Source organism: Sphingomonas sp. (assembly GCF_013816785.1).
In the GTDB taxonomy this organism is placed as follows: Bacteria; Pseudomonadota; Alphaproteobacteria; order Sphingomonadales; family Sphingomonadaceae; genus Sphingomicrobium.
Window position 1 is genome coordinate 1 of the sequence record NZ_JACDDV010000048.1, and the last position, 17,137, is coordinate 17,137.

The window sequence follows — 17,137 nt, forward strand, 5'->3', positions numbered from 1 at the left end:
GGGGGCGGGGGCGGGGCCGAACACGGCCATATGTTCGACGCGAGGGGCGGCATGGCCGATGCGCCGCGCGACCGCCTCGGCCTCGGCCTTGTCCTCGGCGGAGATGATGATCGCCGCCAGCCGCCCGAACGGCGGCATTGCCGCCTCGCGCCGCGCCTCGGTCTCGGCGGCGTAGAAGCCGGGGCCGTCGCCCGCTACCAGCGCGGCGATCACCGGCGCTTCCGGATCGTGGCTCTGGACCAGAACGCGGCCCGGCTTGTCGCCGCGCCCGGCGCGACCGGCGACCTGCTGGATCTGCTGGAAGCTGCGCTCGGCAGCGCGCAGGTCACCGCCTTGAAGGCCTAGGTCGGCATCGACCACCCCGACCAGCGTCAAATTGGGGAAATGATAGCCCTTGGTCACGAGCTGGGTACCGATGACGATGTCGATTTCCTGCGCCTCCATCCTGGCGACGAACTCGGCGGCGCGGGCTGGGGACCAGATGGTATCGCTGGTGACGATCGCGGTGCGGGCGTCGGGGAATAATGCCGCGACCTCGTCGGCGATGCGCTCGACCCCGGGGCCGCAGGCGACGAGACTATCCTCGTCGCCACACTCGGGGCACAGCCGCGGCGGCGGCATGACATGGCCGCAATGATGGCAGGCGAGGCGGTGCATCAGCCGGTGCTCGACCATCCAGGCGGTGCAATTCGGGCACTGGAACCGGTGGCCGCAGGTGCGGCACAGGGTGAGCGGGGCGAAGCCGCGGCGGTTCAAGAACAGCAGCGACTGCTCGCCCGCAGCAAGGTTGGCTTCCAGCTCGGCGACAAGGCTCGGCGCCAGCCAGCGCCCGCGCGGCGGCGGGTCTTTCGTCAGATCGATCGCGCGGATCGCGGGCATTTCGGCGGCGCCGTGACGCTCGATCAGCAGCAGCTCGCGGTAGCGCCCGATCTCCACCATGTGGCGCGTCTCGATCGCCGGCGTGGCCGAGGCGAGGATCACGGGCACATCCTCGAAATGGCCGCGCATCACCGCCACGTCGCGGGCGTGATATTGCACGCCTTCCTCCTGCTTGAAACTGGGCTCGTGCGCTTCGTCGACGACGATCAGGCCGAGGCGGGCGTAGGGCAGGAACAGCGACGAGCGCGCGCCGACCACAACCCGCGCTTCGCCGCTGGCGATCGCCCGCCAGGCGCGGCGCCGCTGCGACGAACGGAGGTCGGAATGCCACGCCACCGGCTCGCAGCCGAAGCGGGCGGTGAAGCGGGTCAGGAACGGCTCGGTCAGCGCGATTTCGGGGAGGAGGACCAAGACTTGTCGATCCTGCCGGAGCGCCTCGGCGATCGCCTCGAAATAGACTTCGGTCTTGCCCGATCCGGTCACCCCGTCGAGTAGCACCGGATCGAAGCCCTTGCCGATCGCGGCGGTCAGGCTGGAGGCGGCGGCACGCTGCTCGTCATTGAGGGCGGGCGGCGCGAATTCGGGGTCGGGCGCCGGAAAGGGCAGGTCGCCGTCGACCTCGACCCGCTCGAGCGCGCCGGCCTTGACCAGCCCGCGCATCACCGCCTCGCTGACCTCGGCATGTCGTGCGAGCTCGCGCACGGTTCCCTGCCGCCCTTCGAGCGCCGCCAGTGCTTGCTCGCGCTGCGGGGTGAGGCGAGTGGGGGCCTCGCCGGTCGGTCGATACTCGATCATGCTCTTCGGCCCGGACAGGGCCGACGACGATGGGAGGATCATGCGCAAAACGCTTGCCAGCGGGCTCAGATAATAATCCGCGGTCCATTCGGCGAGGCGGCGCAGCGGCGCCGGGATCGGCGGCACGTCGATCAGGCCGGCGAGCGGGCGCAAGCGATTGTCGCCGACCTCACCGGTCTTGAGCCGATCCGCCTCCCATGCGACGCCGATCAGCTGGCGCGGGCCGAGCGGGGCAACGACGACGCTGCCGGGCTCGACGGTCATTCCGTCGGGCACGCGGTAATCGAGCGGCCCGAGCGCGGCGTTGAGGGTGACAACTGTGACGCGGGGAAGAGGCATTGCGTCCCGCTATAGGAGCAGCATGCTCGCCTGTCCCCCGGACAGGCTGCGCGTGCTACTTCCCTCGCTTCTTGCGATGCGAGTCCAAATCCAGCACCGCGTTTTCCTCACCCTCCTCGGGGAGCAGGCCGAGGCGGCGGGCGACTTCCTGGTAGGCTTCGGCCTCGCCGCCGAGGCTTTGGCGGAAGCGGTCCTTGTCGAGCTTTTCGTTGGTCTTCATGTCCCACAGGCGACAGCCGTCGGGGCTGATCTCGTCGGCCAGGATGATGCGGCCGAAATCATTTTCCCAGACACGCCCGAACTCCAGCTTGAAGTCGACCAGGCGAATGCCGATCGCGGCGAACATGCCGCACATGAAGTCGTTGATGCGGATCGCCATGTCGGCGATGTCGTTCATCTCGTCCTGGGTCGCCCAGCCGAAGCAGGCGATATGCTCGTCGGCGATCATCGGGTCGCCCAGCGCGTCGTCCTTGTAATAATATTCGATGATCGTCCGGGGGAGCTGAGTGCCTTCTTCGATCCCGAGCCGCTTGGACAGCGACCCGGCGGCGACATTGCGCACGACGACCTCGATCGGCACGATTTCGGCCTGGCGGATCAATTGCTCGCGCATGTTGATGCGGCGGATGAAGTGGGTGGGGACCCCGATCGTCGCCAGGGCGGTGAAGATATGCTCGGAAATGCGATTGTTGAGGACGCCCTTGCCGTTGATCGTGCCGCGCTTCTGGGCGTTGAAGGCGGTCGCGTCGTCCTTGAAATATTGGATCAGCGTGCCCGGCTCTGGGCCTTCGTAGAGGATCTTCGCCTTGCCTTCGTAGATTTGACGTCGGCGTGCCATGGGCGTGAATTTCTCCGGGCTTTTACAGAAGAGGGGCGGCTATAGGCGAGCCGTCCCCCATCCGCAATCGAACCGGTCAGCGCCATGTCAGGCCGGGCCGTGCGGGGTCGCACCGCCGCGCCGCTTTCTGCTGCCAGGGAGCGGCGAACTGGATCGCGTCGAGCGCCCGGAAGCTGGCCATCGCATCCCGAATGAAATGATCGATGCTGTCATGGAAGGTAGCGCGGGCGGCCTGATAGTCGCGGTCAAAGCGTTGGTCCATCATCATTTCCTCCTTTGAGTTCAGACGGCTAGGCCCAGCGGACAGCGCCGGTTTCGAGCTTTCAAGCCGCGGTTGAGCAGTTCACGGGTAAGGGACCGATCGCGCAGGCGGCGCGGACCCGCCCGGACAGCACGGCCGCGCCATTTTCGACGAATAGGGCAGGAAATAGGCGATAGGTCATCGTGTCGCTTCTTTCTGGGTCGCCGGCGGCGGGGGTCTGGGGGGATACTCACCGCCGACGATAGGAAGCATATATGGCTTCCGCCGTAACGACACCAATCAAACGCTGAAGCTGATCCATAAGCACGACTTATGGTCAGGACTCAAACGTCGACAAATGGCCGGGCAACTCGATTTGAAGAATCAATCTCAGGCCGCAGCTCGTAGATTTGGCCGCATGCAGCGGTCTCTGCGATCCTCACAATTGTCGTGACTCGGCGATAGTCAGACCCTTCAAATTCGTCGAGTTTGGGCCAGAACTTCGGCAGACTGTGAGAGCACAGCAAGTCGACGTTTACTTTTTGGCCGCTCATTAGCCTAATGCCGGGATATCCTTGGGCTGCCGCCCAACCACGCTGTTCGAGAATCCCGGACACCCAGCCCGTAAACCAAATCCCGCCCAGCGGCTTTAGTAAGTGAAAATTACACGCTCCCGGCCGCAAGCTACCGAACACTGCCAGCCGCTCATCGAAACGATAAGCGGTGAGCTGCGAGAGCTGCTCACTTGAATATGGTTTGGGCACCAGTTTTCTCGATTGTGAGATTGACTGACCGTTCGCCGATAGGCTGCGTCCGATGAGGCATACCCTTGGGAATGGTCAGGAGCTGACCTGCGCGAAGGGTGACGGATCCATCATAAAATTCGATTAGCAGCTCGCCCGCGACGACGAGGAAGGTTTCGTCGGAGTCGGGATGGTAGTGCCAAACGTAAGGCGACGTCATCACGCTCATCCGCACTTCGTGATCGTTAAGTTGCGCAAGGGACCGGTTGTTGTAATCGTCTCCGATGCTGCGGCTCAGCTGAAGCGGATCAATCACAGCGGGAATGGGCTGCTCATTTGGCATTCGGCTGTCCTCCACGAAAAAGGGTGGAGGCGCATCTCACGCTGCCCCGTGACGAAAATCAGTGATGCGCCTGCAATCAGTAGGGCAGATCCGTAAAGATAATTACGCCAACTCGCACGGTTGCTGCCGAGCCATGACTTAAGCCTCACTGCCACCTCCCGCCGCAGCCGTGCCAATCGGCAATTGCATACCCAATTGCGAGGCGGGTTTTGGGCTAGCGCGAGGGTTCACGGTGAACCGCGAACGGAGTGCGACAACCAGACCGGTAAGCGCCAATATCGCACCTGCGACCGAGGCCGCGCTCCAGCGATAGTCCTCGAAAATCGTCGACAATCCCATCGCGATGATCGGGAACAAGACATTCGTATACGCCGCTCGCGCCGGCCCCATCTCGCGCAGCAGTTGATAGAATAAGGCGAAGGCGAGAGCCGTGGCCCCGCCGCCCAGGTAGACCACGCCCATCGAATAGCGTGGCTCCAAATCGAACACGGGCGGTCCTTCGCTGAACCACGCGAGACCCAGGCTCAACAGCACGGAATACAGCAGTGCCCAGGCCAATGTCGGCAGCAACGGAAGCTCGCGTAGCAGTTTCGATGCGTTCAACAGATTCGCGGCCGATGCGCAAAGCACCCCGAGCACCGCAAGAACGATGCCGTAGCCAAGATTGCCCGTGCCGGGCTGGCTGATCAGCGCCTCGTTCAGAATGAGAAATGCTATGCCGGTTACCGCCAGCGTGGAGCCGGCGAGAAACTGGCGAGACAGTGGCTGGCGCAGCAGAAGCCATGCAAATAGCGAATTGGGTATGACCAGCGTTGCGAACACGATCGCGACGAGACCCGAGGGTATGAAAGCCGCTGCGGCGTAGGTCGCATCCAGGTTCAGCACGAACTGCAATATGCCGAAGGCGAGGGCCCCGAAGTGAGCGCTAGCCGGCAGGGTCAATGGGATACGCAAAATCGCTCCAGCGGCGAATATCAAGGCCGCTGCAACAACGAGCCGGTAGGTAATCGACCAGAGCGCTGGGACAGTGCCGAGTTGATCGCGAGTGACGATCCACGTGCTACCCCATATGATCGTGATGGCCGCGAACGCTGCAACTTGGCGACCCGTCAACGTCCGAGCTTCGTCCAACCGGATTGCCCCCTGTCAAAAATAAGTTCGGATGTTGCGAGAATCTGAGCGAGTCAAAAAACTCAACGGGTCGAAATGGGTGACAAATTTGATAGGTTCGGCCGCTGCGCGCCAATTAAACCCTCGACAGTGGCAATAAGCAGGCCTTATCATCCAAGCGGATTATGAGAGCTGAAGGACGGAGCCGTTGATGCGACGCCTGCCACCCCTTGCCGCGGTTCGCGTATTCGAAGCGGCCGCGAGGCTTGAGAATTTCACCGCTGCCGCGAGCGAGCTGGGGATGACCCAGGCGGCGGTCTCCTATCAGGTCAAGACGCTCGAGGAGCGGGTCGGCGCGCCATTGTTCCTGCGCGAAAAGGGCCGCGCGCGTCTAACCCTCCTCGGCACCAGGCTGTTGCCATCGCTGACCCAGGCGTTCGACGCGATCGAGGCGGCCTTCGCCACCCAGCGGCTGGACGATGAGGGACTGCTGACGATCGCCACCACCTTTACTTTCGCCAATACTTGGCTGGCATGGCGGCTGGGCGCGTTTCAAGTCGAGCACCCCGACCTCGCGGTGCGGCTGACCACCGGCAACGCGCTGGTCGACCTCAACGCCGGCGACGCCGACCTCGCGATCCGTGCGGGCGCGGAGCCCTGGGACGGGCTCGACTCGATTCCGCTGATGCCGGTGGATTTCACCCCGATGTGCGCGCCGTCTTTCGCTCGCCGGATCGAGAGCGAGCTCGGCCGGCCGATCGAACCGACCGACCTGCCCAGCCTGCCGCTGATCAACCCCGACGATGTGTGGTGGGACAAATGGTTCGCCGCCGCCGGGGTCGAGGGGTCGGGCCGCCGCCGGGCTGCCGGTCTGCGCCTCGACAGTCAGGCCGACGAAGGCCATGCGGCGATGGGTGGGCGGGGGTTCGTCCTGCTGACGCCCGCATTCTGGCGTAACGACACGGCCGACGGTCGCCTATGCCAACCATTCGAGCTGACGGCGACGGCGGGCTTCCGCTATTGGCTGACTGTGCCGCCCAACCGCCGCACCGTCCCCAAGATCAGCCGCTTCCGCCAGTGGTTGCTGGCGCAGTTCGAGGAGCAGCAGGCTTAGCGCGCGATCGGGGTCGCCGTCCCAGCGGCACTCTTGACGCTGACGATCCTGACGCGCTGCATCGCCTTGTCTGTCAAATAGGTCCGCGCCAGCATCTGGAGATCCGCTGCGGTCAGCGCTCGATAGAGCGCCTTGCGCTGCCGCACGCGGTCAAGCCGGCCCGCCTCGCTCTGGGCTTCATCGACATACCCCAGCCAATAGCCATTTTCGCGCAGCGACTTGTCGATCGATTCGAACCCGGGATTCTTGGCCCGGGCGAGGAGGTCGGGGCTGATCGGCTTGTCGCGCAGCTTCTCGACCGCGCTGGTGATCGCCGCCTCCACTTCGTCGGCCTTGTCCGGGGCGATGACCGTGCTGACCGATAACGTACCGAAGTGGCGATAGACATCCGACATGTCCGACGAGACGCCGACGCCATAGGAGGCGCCGAGCTGCTCGCGGATGCTCTCGGTCAGCATCAGGTCGAGAACGCTGGCCAGCAAGTTCAGGCCCACTTCGCGGCGGTAGTCGCTGTCGTCGTCGGTCGGCCAGTAGGTGGCGACCAGCGCCTGATCGGCGGGGCCGTTGTGGGTGAGTTGGATCAGCGAGCGGTCGGCGCGGAACATGGCCTTGCGCGCGTCGGTATAAGCCGGGATGCTGGCGGCCCGGAGCGGCAGGGCGCCAAAGCTTTGGGCCACCGCGGCGATCGCCACTGCCTCATCGATGTCGCCGACCAGTCCGATCTCGATCGGTGCAGAACCGAGCAAGGGAGCGAGCGCGGCACGCGCCTCGGCGAAATTGCGCTTCGATAGTGTGGCCGCATCGGGGATGCCGAACCGCCAGTCGTTGCCAGCCAGGATCGCCGGCAATTTGACCTGTGCGACCGACTGGGCCTGGGCCGAAAATTGCTTGTCGAGCACCGGCACGATGTTGGCCCATTGGCCCGCCGCCTCCGGGCGGAAGCCGGGGTCGATCAGATAGGCTGCGCTCAACTTCATCTGCGTGGCGAGGTCCGCCGCGGTCGTCGCGCCGGTCGAAACGAAGGCGTCGTCGGACACTTGGGTGCCGACGCTAACCACCTTGCCGGCCAACAGTGATTTTAATTCCTCGACCGAATGCTTTGAAGTCGCCGACACGCTCGACAGGATCGACAGCATGGCGTTGAGGCCGGGCTTGTCCTGGGGCAGCGCCAGTTGGCCCCCCGCCATCCGTACCACGAAGCGCACGCGCCCGGCCTCGAAATCGGTTTTCTTGATGTTGAGCCGAACATTGTTGGCGAAGCGGACGGTCCGAATACCAAGGTCGTCTATCCGCTTGTCTTCGACCACCTTCCCGGTCGCGCCGAAATTGTCGTAGGCGAACGCTGCGATTTTTCCTTCGACCTGCTTCACGACGGCGACCTTAGTGCTGGCGGCGAACGCCGAGGTCAGGGCGGCAGTGTCGATCGATTGCTTGTCGCTGACGTGGATCAGCGGCGCGCTTCCCTGCCACAGGCGACGAAACTCGGTGTTGACTTCGTCCAGGGTGATGGTCGGTGAGACCTCCTTGAAGAAGGCGTAGCGCCAGGCGGGGGTGGTCACGAAATCATCCTCGCCGATGGTCGAGACGATGCTGCCGGCCAGCGCGCCACTAGTGCGCGCGTTGGCCTGCTCGGCCGCGGTTCGCGAAGCGCTTTCCGTCTCGACTAGCTGCCGCTTCAGCTCGGCGTTGGAGAAGCCGAAGCGGGTTGCGCGGCGCACCTCCTGCTCGGTGACGGTCAGCGCATCTTTCCACGCCCCGCCCTTGGCCGCGACTGTCACGTTGCTGGTCAGTGCCGCATCTTCCCATTCGCCGATGCCGCCGCCGCCGCCGAGCAGCACCGAGCCCGGCGCGTTGGTCAGCTTGGTAATGCGTCGAGAGAAAAGCGACGTTCCGATCGACTGGATTAGTTTGTGCCGCCGCTCGGCACGGGTGTCGGCGGGGTCTTCCCACGGACGCATCACCGCCAGGCTGACCGTGGTCGCCACCGCCGGGTCGATGAACGTGTCGAACTCCGCTGCGCGCTTCAGGTCGACGCTACCGCGCGGCAGTTTGCTTCCCGCCGGACCGAGGCCTTTCCAGTCGGAGAATTTAGCCTTGATCTTGGCCTCTATGGCCGCCGGATCGGCCGCGCCGACGAACACCAATGTGGCGTTCTCCGGACGGTAATAGCGCCGGTAGAGCGCCTTGATGGTGTCGGCCGAGGCGGATTTCAGCACTTCCTCGGTGCCGATCGGCAGGCGGTTGGGATAGGGCGTAAGGGGAACCTGAAAGCCGAGCTGGTCGATGATCTGGTTGAGCTGGAAACTGTCGCGGCTGCGGCGCTCGCCCAGGATCACGCCGCGCTCGCGATCGACCGCCGCCGGCGAAAAGGTCGCTTCGCCCGCCACTTCGCGCATCAGCAGCAGCGCGGTGTCGACCCGCTCGGCGTCGGTCTCGGGCAGGTCGAGCATGTAGACCGTCGAATCGAACCCGGTTTGGGCATTGGTGTCGGGTCCGAACCTGAGGCCGAGCCGCTGGAGTGTCTTGATCAGCGTCCCCTCGGCAAAATGGGTCGTCTCGTTGAGGGTCATATGCTCGATGAAATGGGCGAGGCCGCGCTCCTTGTCGGTTTCTCCGATCGATCCGAAGTTGATGTGCAGCCGGACCGACGCCGCGCCCTCGGGCCGGTTGTTCCTGAGGACCGCATATTTCATGCCGTTGGGCAGCGTTCCCAGGCGCACCGCCGGATCGGCGGGAACATCGGTGGTGGGCACGCCCCAGCCGTTGGCCGGCCCGGCCGCGGCCAGCGCCGGCCCGGAAAAGGTGAGGGCGGTGGCGAGCAATAGGAGATTGAGCTTGGACACGTCGTTTTCTCTCCCGGGAGGATTCGGCCGCTTAAGGCTAAGCTATTGACCAAAAAGGACAAGTGAACGCGTTGATCACCGCCCTGCGATGGCGCGAACCTGATCGGTGTAGAGCCGACCGACGGCCTGTTCCTCGCCATCGGCGAGGCGTGCGCTCCAGCGCCCCGAGCTGTTGCGGCTGAAGCCGGCGATGAAATCGCGCCGGACGATCGCCGAACGGTGTAGCCGTACGAATATTTCCGGATCGAGGCCGTCCTCGAGCGCGCTCATCGAATGATGGATCAGCCAGCTGCGGCGTCCAACATGTAGCCGCATATAGTCGCGCTCAGCGCTGACTCGGTCGATGTCGCGCGCGGCGATGCGGACCAGCCCGCTGAGGTCCGACGCCCAGAACTCCTCAAGCCAGGGCGATGCCGGGGCGTCCTGGAGCTGGGCCCCGGCTTCGCGCTCGGCCGAATAGCCGCGCGCGCGTTCGATCGACCGGGCGAGCCGCTCCGGCTCGACCGGCTTCATTAGATAATCGATCGCCGCGACGTCGAAAGCAGCCACTGCGAACTGGTCGAAGGCGGTGACGAACACCACCGCCGGCGATTTGGCCTGACGAGACAGGGCGCGCGCGACCTCGATCCCGTCGAGTCCCGGCATGGCGATGTCGAGCAGCACCAGGTCGGGCTCCAGCGCTTCGGCCATCCGCACCGCACTATCGCCGTCGTGTGCGGTGCCCACCAAGTCGATACCGCCGACCTTGGCGAGCAGCATCTGCAATCGCTCCGCGGCGAGCGGCTCGTCGTCGGCAATCAGTATTTTGAGGCGGGAGTCGTCAGTCATCGTCGTCCACGGGTATGGCGATCGAGACCTGGTAGCCGCCCGGGATCGGACCGAAGCGGCAATCGGCGCGGCCACCGTAATGCGCCTCGAGCCGCTGGCAGACATTGGCCAGGCCAACGCCGGTGCCTTCGTGGGTCGGCGCAGGCGTCGCGCTTATCGTCGCTGAATCGGTCAAGCGGTTGGTGAGGTCGAGTTGCATCCGTCCGCCGTCGAGTCGATGCGCGCTGATTGTCAGCTCAACCCGCCGCGTAGTTGTCGACACGCCATATTTGATCGCATTCTCGATGATCGGCTGGAGGATTAACGCGGGGACTCGCGCATTGGCCAATTCGTCGGGGATTTCGATCGTGACATGCAGTCGGTCCGGAAATCGCACCTTCTCGATTTCCAGATAAAGCCGCTGCAGCCCGATTTCCTCGGACAATGTGACATCGGCCGACGGGTCGACCGACAGGCTGGTGCGGAAAAAGGTCGACAGCGCCATCAGCATTTCCTCGGCGCGATCGGTACGCCCCGACATGACCAGCGACGACAGGCTGTTCAACGTGTTGAACAGGAAGTGCGGATTAACCTGATAGCGGAGCGCCCGGACCTGGGCCACGTGCGCCGCCTTTTCGGCCGTGGCGAGGCGCGACTCGGCAATCCGCGTCCGCCGCTGCTCGGTCATGGCGATGAAGAAGGCGCACCAAGCGGCGAGCAGAAAATACCAGGTGACGGTGCCGTCCGCGATCAGTCGCGGCATCTTCTCGGCGATAATCTCCGAGAGCGGCGGCAGGTTGACCTCCAACTCATCGCCGTTGCCCTTGACGATGCGGACGTTGTTGCCGCGCTGGACGATCGCCACGCCTTCCTGGGTGGTGATTTGCGACTGCGGGCCCATCGGCTTGTCGTCGCTCGCCATCCTGAGGCTGATCGCCGAGAGGAGGATCGCCGCCGGCAAGGCCGCGGCAGCGGCCACCAGCGCCATTCGCCGCACGCTGCCGTCACGCGCCAGAACGCGAACGGTGATATAGATCAGAAAGGTGAGGGCCAGGCCGGCGGCCGCGTTGACGAAGCGATAGCCGATCGCCGCCGCCGCCTCGGGGCCGAGCAGCCCGCGCAACAGCACGGTCACCAGATAGAACGCCCAAAAGCCGATGATCGACTGGGCTGCGAGCCGCCAATCGTTGAACCGGCCCTCGGACGAAAAGGTTGAATGTCCCGATGTCACGCGGCTGATCATAAAGATGCGGCTTGCCCCAAGACAATCGCCCAGCGGCCCGTTGGGCGATGAATCTCGCGCGCCGGTCGAACAAATTGCGAAAGCGGCAGGAACGGCTCACTCCAGCGCTCGTTGTTTTGGCAAAGCAGATAGGAGAGCGAGACATGTCACATCAGCGCGATAAGGCGACCCCGCCGACCCCAACGCAATCCGGCGCGCCGGACCGGGAGATCGAGCTGAAGGTCAAGAAGAATCCCCACGACAAGGACGCCAAGGCCGACCTCGGCAGTGACGGATCGATGGATGCGTCCGACCCCAGTTCCGCCACCCAGCCCGGTTCGAGTGAACCGGCGCCCTCGTCCGGTTTCCCCGAATAAGGGCTGAAAAACCGGTCGTCAGCGTAACGACCCCATATAATCGTGCCCTGAAAAACACAGCCGGCGACAAGAAGTCGACTATATTTCATTTTGATGTTGCAGGTGTGACTCCCCTCTGATTCTATCTGAACGGGGGGTGGGAATTTGGTTAAGCGTTTCGAAACCAGATTGGCCTCATGATCCTACCCGGGCAAAAGGAGTTGGGTTCATGACGACCAAGACAAGCCAGCCCGCCGGTGGCGCGCTGTTGATTTCGGAGATGAAAGAATTCGCTTCCTTTCCGAAAGCGACTCAGCGTTACATCCGCCGGTCGCTGGATGTCGCATTCGGACGGACCGATCCGCTCGATATATGGGCGCGCGACGAGATCGAGGCCGCCTCGATCGGGGCGCAGGCTCGCTTCTACAAACAGCTTGATCACCTCCGGCTCCAGGTTCCCGACGACAGCGGGCTCGACATGATCGAGCCTTTCCTCGGCATGCTTGTGACGCTGGCCGCGTTCGACCTTGGACAGGAAAGGCTCGCCAATTTCGCCGCGTTCCGCTTCCTTTACGAGCGACTTCTCGGCGCCGGCGTTCGCCCTTGGCTGCCGGCTGCCTTCTGCGCCGCCGCGGCGCTGCCCCACCTCCATCCTGAACGCCGCCGTTTGCTGCTGCAGTCGATCAGTGAAAGCGCCGCGACCGCCCCCGGCTGGTCGACTCGCGAAGCCGTATTCTGGCCGGAATGGGTCGAAAAAGTCGACATCGCCGCCGCGGCCTAGGCGAGTTCCGAATCGAAAAACGGGAGCGCGGTTCGCCGCGCTCCATTTTTATGGGCGAGCGCGGCTAGATCCCAGTCGTTCGACAATCTCGGCGGCAAAGTCACTGAGCGTGTCGTCGCGCGCGCCGAGGATGGCGATGCGATCGTCGGGCCGCGCTTCGGCCAGCAGCGCGTCGCCGATCGCCGCCCGATCGGGCAGATGTTCGGCTTGGGACCCGGCGGCCCGCACCGCCTCGGCCAGCCAATTGGAGCCACGGCAGCGGTCGACCGTACCACCATGATAAACCGGGTCAGGCAAGTAGAGCCGATCCTGGTCGCGCATCCCCTGCGTAAAGGTCGCCGCCAATTCCTCACCCATTTTGGCGAGCGGGCTGAAACCGTGCGGCTGAAACATGATTAGCAGGCGCCCAGGCTGGGCGGTCAGCGTTGCCAGCGTCGCCGCGATCTTGTCGGGATTGTGGGCGAAGTCGTCGATCACCGTGACCCCGCCGCCGACGCCGACCGTCTCCAGCCGGCGCTTCAGTCCGGTAAAGCGCGTCAAGGCCATGGCTGAGTCGCCGATCGGAATGCCGAGGGCATGCGCCGTTCCGAGCGCGGCCAGCGCGTTCATCGCATTGTGCCGCCCGGGCACTGCCAGCGCCACCTCGTGCCGCTCGCCGTCGGCCTCGACGGTAAACCGCACGCCCTCGGGCGGATGTTCGAGGTTGCGGCCGATGAGCGTCGCCGCCGGGCTGTCGAAGCCGAAGCCGATTCGCCGCGCCTCGGGCAGCGCATCGGCGAGGAGCCGGGTCTCAGGGTCGTCAAGGTTGACCACCGCCTTGTCGGCGACTGCCAGGAATTGGCCAAACAGCGCACGCAATTCCTCCATTGAGTGATGGTCGAGGCTGATGTTGCCGAGCACCGCGACCGTTGGCCGATACAGCGCGATCGAGCCGTCGCTTTCGTCGACCTCGCTGACGAACAGTTCGGGATCGCCGACCAGCGCGGAGGCGAACGGGGCTTGCGGCGACACGAAATTCCTCATCACCGCGCCGTTCATCACCGTCGGTTTGCGGTGGAGGGCGTGGAGGATCCAGCCGATCATGCCCGTGACGGTCGATTTGCCGCTAGTTCCGCCGACGGCGATGCTCGTCTGCGCTGCGTTGAGCAGTCGAGCCAGCAACTGCGGCCGGGTGAGGTGGGCCAGCCCGAGTTCGCGGGCGCGGACAACGTCCGGAATCGTCTCCTCGACCGCGGCCGAGGTGACCAGCGTCATCTCGTCAACCAGGCCCGATCCATCCTGCGGGCTGAGGCCAATGCCAAGCGATTTGAGATATTCGAATTTCGGCGCGAGCCGGCCCGCGTCGAGCGCTCGGTCCGAACCGGAAACACGCGCGCCCTGCGCGCGGAGGATGGCGGCAAGAGGAAGCATGCCGCTGCCCCCAATCCCGCAAAAGAAATATTGGTCGGTCATCGCGCGCCGCCCTATGCGGGCGCAGCGCCATGTGCAAATGATGCCTCGATGAAAATCGCGGTCGTCGCGCCGAGCTGCACGCTCAAGCCCGAAGCCGCCGAGGCGGTCGCCGCGATCGTTGCCGCGCGCCGCGATGCCGAGCTTTTCATCCACCCCCAATGCTTTCTGTCCGACGCCCATTTCGCCGGGCCGGACGCGGCGCGGCTCGCGGCGTTGCGCGAAGTGATAGCCGACGACAGTGTCGATGTGGTGTGGTTCGCGCGCGGCGGCTATGGCTCTAACCGCATCGCTGAAGCGGCGGCGCGCAATCTACCGCCCGCCGCCTTTGCCAAACGCTACCTAGGCTATTCCGACGCCGGCTTCCTGCTCGCCGCGTTCGACAAGGCCGGCCTGTCGGTCGCTCATGGCCCAATGCCGCAGGACGTGATGCGTGACGGTGGTGATGCCGCGATCCATCGCGCGCTCGACTGGCTGGTCCGCCGCGATCCCGCTGCGGTCGAGTCGTCCCTCAAGCCGGGCAAGCGCGCGATGGCGTTTAATCTTACCGTTCTGTCCTCCCTGCTCGGCACGGCGCTCGAACCCAACTTCGCTGGCGCCGAGCTGCTGATCGAAGACATTGCCGAGCATGAATACCGCATCGACCGGGCGATGTTTCATGTCACCGGCAGCGCCGCCGTGCGCCGCTGCGCCGCGATCCGCATGGGGCGGATGAGCGAGATTCCCGACAATGATCCGCCGTTCGGCATGGCTGCGGAGGCGATCGTCAAGGATTGGTGCGGCCGCGCCGGGATCGCCTTCGCAGGGTCCGCCGACATCGGTCATGACGCCGCCAATCGGGTCGTCCCGTTCGACCTTGCGCGCAATTAACCAATTTGATCGTCACCCCCCTCTTGCAAGGGGACGCTGTTTGCGCTCTATCTTCCCTCTAGAACAACAGGAGGGCCACATGGCAAAAGCATCAAGCGGGACCGGTCGTAAAGCAGGGGGCGGCCTGGCCCGTCCGGTCACCCCATCGCCGGAACTCGCGGCGATCGTCGGGCCGGCACCGCTGCCGCGCAGCGAAGTCGTCTCGAAAGTGTGGACTCATATTCGCAACAACAACCTGCAAAATCCCCAAAACAAGCGGGAAATCCTTGCCGACGACAAGCTGAAGAAGGTTTTCGGCGTCGACAAGTGCACGATGTTCGAGATGAACAAGCATCTGTCGCGTCATCTGAGCTAATCGCCCGCCGCGCATGCCGCGGCAGCAAAGAAAGAGGGGCTCCGGCATCGCCGCGAGCCCCTTTTTTGTGGGAGCGCCGCGTCCGAGTCGCGTCAGGCGCGGATCGCGCTCGACAATGGCTCGCTCGTCACCGGATAGCCGCGACCCTCGGGAATGCAGATGCGCCGCTCGCCGTCGAGCTCGGCCACCCAAGGAACGATCGTGTCAATCGAATGGGCACGCGCGTCGGCCAGAGCCGCAGCGAAGCTAGCGTGCTGCGCGAGGCGCTCGACGTTGCGCTTGGTTGGAAAGATCGCGCTCGCCGTCCCGGCGGCGATCCGGTCGAGCAGCGCGGCTGGAGAGACCCATTCGGCGGCGACGCATTCTCCCGGCTGGGGATGCGGCGGCCAATCGCCTTCGGGGGCGCGAATGATGAAAAAAATAGTGTCGAACTTTCGCGGCTGCTTGAACGCCGGTATCCAGCGGGCGAATGGCGTTAGCGCCGCGAGGTCGATCGTCAATTTATGGGTCGCCAGCAGGTCGCCGAAGGGAGCGCCGGCGATCAGCGATTGCTGTAATATAAGACCGAGCGAAGGCTCGGTCGAGCCGGTCATTCCGGCAATCACCCCGCTTTCCTCTATGGTTTCGCGAATCGCGGTGATCTTGGCGGCGTCACCCGGCGCGCCGATTTCTGCCGCCAACTGCCGGTCGGCTTCATCGACCCGCCCGCCAGGAAAGACAATCGCGCCGGCCGCGAACGCCATCCGCGCCGACCGTTCTACCACCAGAATGGACGGCGCTTCGGCCGAGGTGGCCGGCGGGTCACGCCACACGACGAGGGTTGCGGCGGGAATGGCTGGCTCATCCATCGATCCTGCCTAGCCGCCCGCTCGGCCACAAAAAAGGGCCGGCAGCCCGAAGGCGCCGGCCCTTCCGTTTCCACCCCGGAGGGGGCGGAAAAAAGCGTTACATCGCGTTGACGTCGGCCTTCGAGGTTGCCGCGGCGTTGACGTCCGCGGCGTCGATGGCGTCGCCCTTGCGGTCGCCCTCGGCCTTCAGCGCGTCGGCCTGATTCTCCAGGGCGTCGGCTTCGGCGGCGTTGGCGGTGTTGTCGGCCATGGCGTCGAGATTCTCGGCGGCGGCGTCATAGTTATCCTCGACGTTGTCGGCGAGGGCGTCATCGCCCTTGCCGCCGCAGGCGGCGAGAGCGAGCGCGGCAGCGCCGACGATGGCGAACGATAGTTTCTTCATTAAAAATCCCCTTTTTCCCAATGTGGTGGCGCAATGGCCTTGTTCACATAAGCGGTTCCAACGCAACCACTTCCGTAACGGTTCCGCGCCGGCCCGATTTTGTCAATCTCTTGCCGCATGCTGCCATGTCCCCTATCTTGGTGGGGCCGGGCAACCGGCTATGTCGGTAGAGTATTTGGTGGAATAGGCATTTCGGACCCGGGGGGCAGTACCCCGGCGCCTCCACCACCAGCGGCGAGGAAGCGCTTTTATCGAGCGCCGCTGCTGATGGGGGCGAAACAGGATCGACGAGTGCAATAAAGGCCAGGTTGCCGATCGGTAGGAGACCACCGTGACGGCTCAATCACACAAGTGCCAACGATAATGAGGCTCTTGCGATTGCCGCGTAACTGACGGCCTAACGGTCTGACGTTACAAGGACAAAAGCGCGGTCGGACCCCGCCGGGCAACAGAAGGGGATTCCAGCGGCCTCCAGGGGAGCCGGGCAACAGAATCCCCTGGACTCTTCTCAAGAGCGCGGAGCACCGGGCAACAGAAGCTCCCCACTTTTGCCACTTTTAGGGCCGCCGCTTCAGCTGGTCCCTGATCTCGGTCAACAGGTCGACTTCGCTTGGCCCCGCCGGGGTGTCCTCGCCGAGCTGTCGCATGCGGTTGGCGGCGCGGACGATTAGGAAGATGACGAACGCCAGGATCAGGAAATTGATCAGGACGGTGACGAACTGGCCCCAGCCGACCACCGCGACTCCGGCGGCCTTCAAGTCGGCATAGCTCGACGGATTGCCCTTGAACCCCTCCGGGATGGAGCCAAGCAGGGAGAAATAG

18 protein-coding genes and 1 other RNA gene are annotated in these 17,137 nt (G+C 64.4%); 6 read left to right on the forward strand and 13 right to left on the reverse strand.

Going from position 1 to position 17,137, the window contains the following annotated elements; translation table 11 throughout:
• The 6 genes from H0W65_RS09875 to H0W65_RS09895 form a co-directional block, all read right to left on the reverse strand.
• Positions 1–2,013: primosomal protein N' (locus H0W65_RS09875; RefSeq protein ID WP_294007139.1), on the reverse strand; the 2,013-nt coding region annotated here is incomplete at its 3' end.
• A 55-nt stretch (positions 2,014–2,068) separates the two neighbouring features.
• Positions 2,069–2,851, reverse strand: a complete 783-nt coding sequence (gene purC / locus H0W65_RS09880) for a phosphoribosylaminoimidazolesuccinocarboxamide synthase (RefSeq protein WP_294007142.1) — start codon at positions 2,849–2,851, stop codon at positions 2,069–2,071.
• Between the two features lie 76 nt (positions 2,852–2,927).
• Complete coding sequence (locus tag H0W65_RS09885) at positions 2,928–3,119, reverse strand: hypothetical protein (protein WP_294007144.1); 192 nt, start codon at positions 3,117–3,119, stop codon at positions 2,928–2,930.
• A 317-nt stretch (positions 3,120–3,436) separates the two neighbouring features.
• Positions 3,437–3,856 carry a gamma-glutamylcyclotransferase gene (locus tag H0W65_RS12215; RefSeq protein ID WP_367120138.1) on the reverse strand — a complete coding sequence of 140 codons (420 nt, stop codon included), beginning with the start codon at positions 3,854–3,856 and terminating at the stop codon, positions 3,437–3,439.
• Positions 3,834–4,178, reverse strand: a complete 345-nt coding sequence (locus H0W65_RS09890) for a cupin domain-containing protein (protein WP_294007147.1) — start codon at positions 4,176–4,178, stop codon at positions 3,834–3,836. Before H0W65_RS09890 ends, H0W65_RS12215 begins: the two co-directional genes overlap by 23 nt.
• 138 nt (positions 4,179–4,316) lie before the next feature.
• Positions 4,317–5,291, reverse strand: coding sequence for a DMT family transporter (locus tag H0W65_RS09895; protein WP_294007150.1), 975 nt, complete (start codon positions 5,289–5,291; stop codon positions 4,317–4,319).
• 208 nt (positions 5,292–5,499) lie between these two features.
• Between H0W65_RS09895 and H0W65_RS09900 the strand changes: the two genes are divergently transcribed.
• Complete coding sequence (locus tag H0W65_RS09900) at positions 5,500–6,402, forward strand: LysR substrate-binding domain-containing protein (RefSeq protein ID WP_294007153.1); 903 nt, start codon at positions 5,500–5,502, stop codon at positions 6,400–6,402.
• Here H0W65_RS09900 and H0W65_RS09905 read toward each other — a convergent pair.
• The 3 genes from H0W65_RS09905 to H0W65_RS09915 form a co-directional block, all read right to left on the reverse strand.
• A complete protein-coding gene (locus tag H0W65_RS09905; protein ID WP_294007156.1) occupies positions 6,399–9,245 on the reverse strand; it encodes a pitrilysin family protein in 2,847 nt (948 codons plus the stop codon). The two genes, H0W65_RS09900 and H0W65_RS09905, sit on opposite strands and share 4 nt — an antisense overlap.
• 75 nt (positions 9,246–9,320) lie before the next feature.
• Positions 9,321–10,073: a LytTR family DNA-binding domain-containing protein gene (locus H0W65_RS09910; protein WP_294007159.1), complete on the reverse strand. Its 753-nt coding sequence runs from the start codon at positions 10,071–10,073 to the stop codon at positions 9,321–9,323.
• Positions 10,066–11,283, reverse strand: coding sequence for a sensor histidine kinase (locus H0W65_RS09915; protein ID WP_294007162.1), 1,218 nt, complete (start codon positions 11,281–11,283; stop codon positions 10,066–10,068). The genes H0W65_RS09910 and H0W65_RS09915 overlap by 8 nt, the downstream gene beginning before the upstream one ends.
• A 155-nt stretch (positions 11,284–11,438) precedes the next feature.
• Between H0W65_RS09915 and H0W65_RS09920 the strand changes: the two genes are divergently transcribed.
• Together H0W65_RS09920 and H0W65_RS09925 are read left to right on the forward strand one after the other, a co-directional pair.
• The gene (locus H0W65_RS09920; protein WP_294007165.1) at positions 11,439–11,651 is read left to right on the forward strand and encodes a hypothetical protein; all 213 of its coding nucleotides are present in this window, start codon (positions 11,439–11,441) and stop codon (positions 11,649–11,651) included.
• 208 nt (positions 11,652–11,859) lie between these two features.
• Positions 11,860–12,411, forward strand: coding sequence for a hypothetical protein (locus H0W65_RS09925; protein WP_294007168.1), 552 nt, complete (start codon positions 11,860–11,862; stop codon positions 12,409–12,411).
• A gap of 48 nt (positions 12,412–12,459) precedes the next feature.
• On the opposite strand, the gene murC is transcribed toward H0W65_RS09925, so the two are convergent.
• Positions 12,460–13,863, reverse strand: coding sequence for a Mur ligase family protein (gene murC, locus H0W65_RS09930; protein WP_294007171.1), 1,404 nt, complete (start codon positions 13,861–13,863; stop codon positions 12,460–12,462).
• A 48-nt stretch (positions 13,864–13,911) separates the two neighbouring features.
• On the opposite strand from murC, the gene H0W65_RS09935 reads away from it, so the two are divergent.
• Together H0W65_RS09935 and H0W65_RS09940 are read left to right on the forward strand one after the other, a co-directional pair.
• Entirely contained in the window at positions 13,912–14,730 is an 819-nt protein-coding gene (locus H0W65_RS09935) for an LD-carboxypeptidase (RefSeq protein ID WP_294007174.1), read from the forward strand.
• A gap of 79 nt (positions 14,731–14,809) precedes the next feature.
• Positions 14,810–15,085: an SWIB/MDM2 domain-containing protein gene (locus H0W65_RS09940; protein ID WP_294007177.1), complete on the forward strand. Its 276-nt coding sequence runs from the start codon at positions 14,810–14,812 to the stop codon at positions 15,083–15,085.
• 92 nt (positions 15,086–15,177) lie between these two features.
• Here H0W65_RS09940 and H0W65_RS09945 read toward each other — a convergent pair whose 3' ends face one another.
• Both H0W65_RS09945 and H0W65_RS09950 read right to left on the reverse strand, forming a co-directional pair.
• A complete protein-coding gene (locus H0W65_RS09945) occupies positions 15,178–15,933 on the reverse strand; it encodes an NUDIX domain-containing protein (RefSeq protein WP_294007179.1) in 756 nt (251 codons plus the stop codon).
• A gap of 97 nt (positions 15,934–16,030) precedes the next feature.
• A complete protein-coding gene (locus H0W65_RS09950; RefSeq protein WP_294007181.1) occupies positions 16,031–16,315 on the reverse strand; it encodes a hypothetical protein in 285 nt (94 codons plus the stop codon).
• 106 nt (positions 16,316–16,421) lie between these two features.
• On the opposite strand from H0W65_RS09950, the gene ssrA reads away from it, so the two are divergent.
• Positions 16,422–16,779, forward strand: a transfer-messenger RNA (tmRNA) gene (gene ssrA / locus H0W65_RS09955).
• 93 nt (positions 16,780–16,872) lie between these two features.
• Here the strand turns inward: ssrA and H0W65_RS09960 are convergent.
• On the reverse strand, positions 16,873–17,137 hold a 265-nt coding region (locus H0W65_RS09960; RefSeq protein WP_294007184.1), incomplete at its 5' end, for an MscL family protein.

Coding starts and splice junctions, on each gene's coding strand:
- purC (WP_294007142.1), bottom strand. CDS start 2,851: ATGGCACGCCGACGTCAAATCTACGAAGGCAAGGCGAAGATCCTCTAC.
- H0W65_RS09885 (WP_294007144.1), bottom strand. CDS start 3,119: ATGATGATGGACCAACGCTTTGACCGCGACTATCAGGCCGCCCGCGCT.
- H0W65_RS09890 (WP_294007147.1), bottom strand. CDS start 4,178: ATGCCAAATGAGCAGCCCATTCCCGCTGTGATTGATCCGCTTCAGCTG.
- H0W65_RS09900 (WP_294007153.1), top strand. CDS start 5,500: ATGCGACGCCTGCCACCCCTTGCCGCGGTTCGCGTATTCGAAGCGGCC.
- H0W65_RS09910 (WP_294007159.1), bottom strand. CDS start 10,073: ATGACTGACGACTCCCGCCTCAAAATACTGATTGCCGACGACGAGCCG.
- H0W65_RS09920 (WP_294007165.1), top strand. CDS start 11,439: ATGTCACATCAGCGCGATAAGGCGACCCCGCCGACCCCAACGCAATCC.
- H0W65_RS09925 (WP_294007168.1), top strand. CDS start 11,860: ATGACGACCAAGACAAGCCAGCCCGCCGGTGGCGCGCTGTTGATTTCG.
- murC (WP_294007171.1), bottom strand. CDS start 13,863: ATGACCGACCAATATTTCTTTTGCGGGATTGGGGGCAGCGGCATGCTT.
- H0W65_RS09935 (WP_294007174.1), top strand. CDS start 13,912: ATGAAAATCGCGGTCGTCGCGCCGAGCTGCACGCTCAAGCCCGAAGCC.
- H0W65_RS09940 (WP_294007177.1), top strand. CDS start 14,810: ATGGCAAAAGCATCAAGCGGGACCGGTCGTAAAGCAGGGGGCGGCCTG.
- H0W65_RS09945 (WP_294007179.1), bottom strand. CDS start 15,933: ATGGATGAGCCAGCCATTCCCGCCGCAACCCTCGTCGTGTGGCGTGAC.
- H0W65_RS09950 (WP_294007181.1), bottom strand. CDS start 16,315: ATGAAGAAACTATCGTTCGCCATCGTCGGCGCTGCCGCGCTCGCTCTC.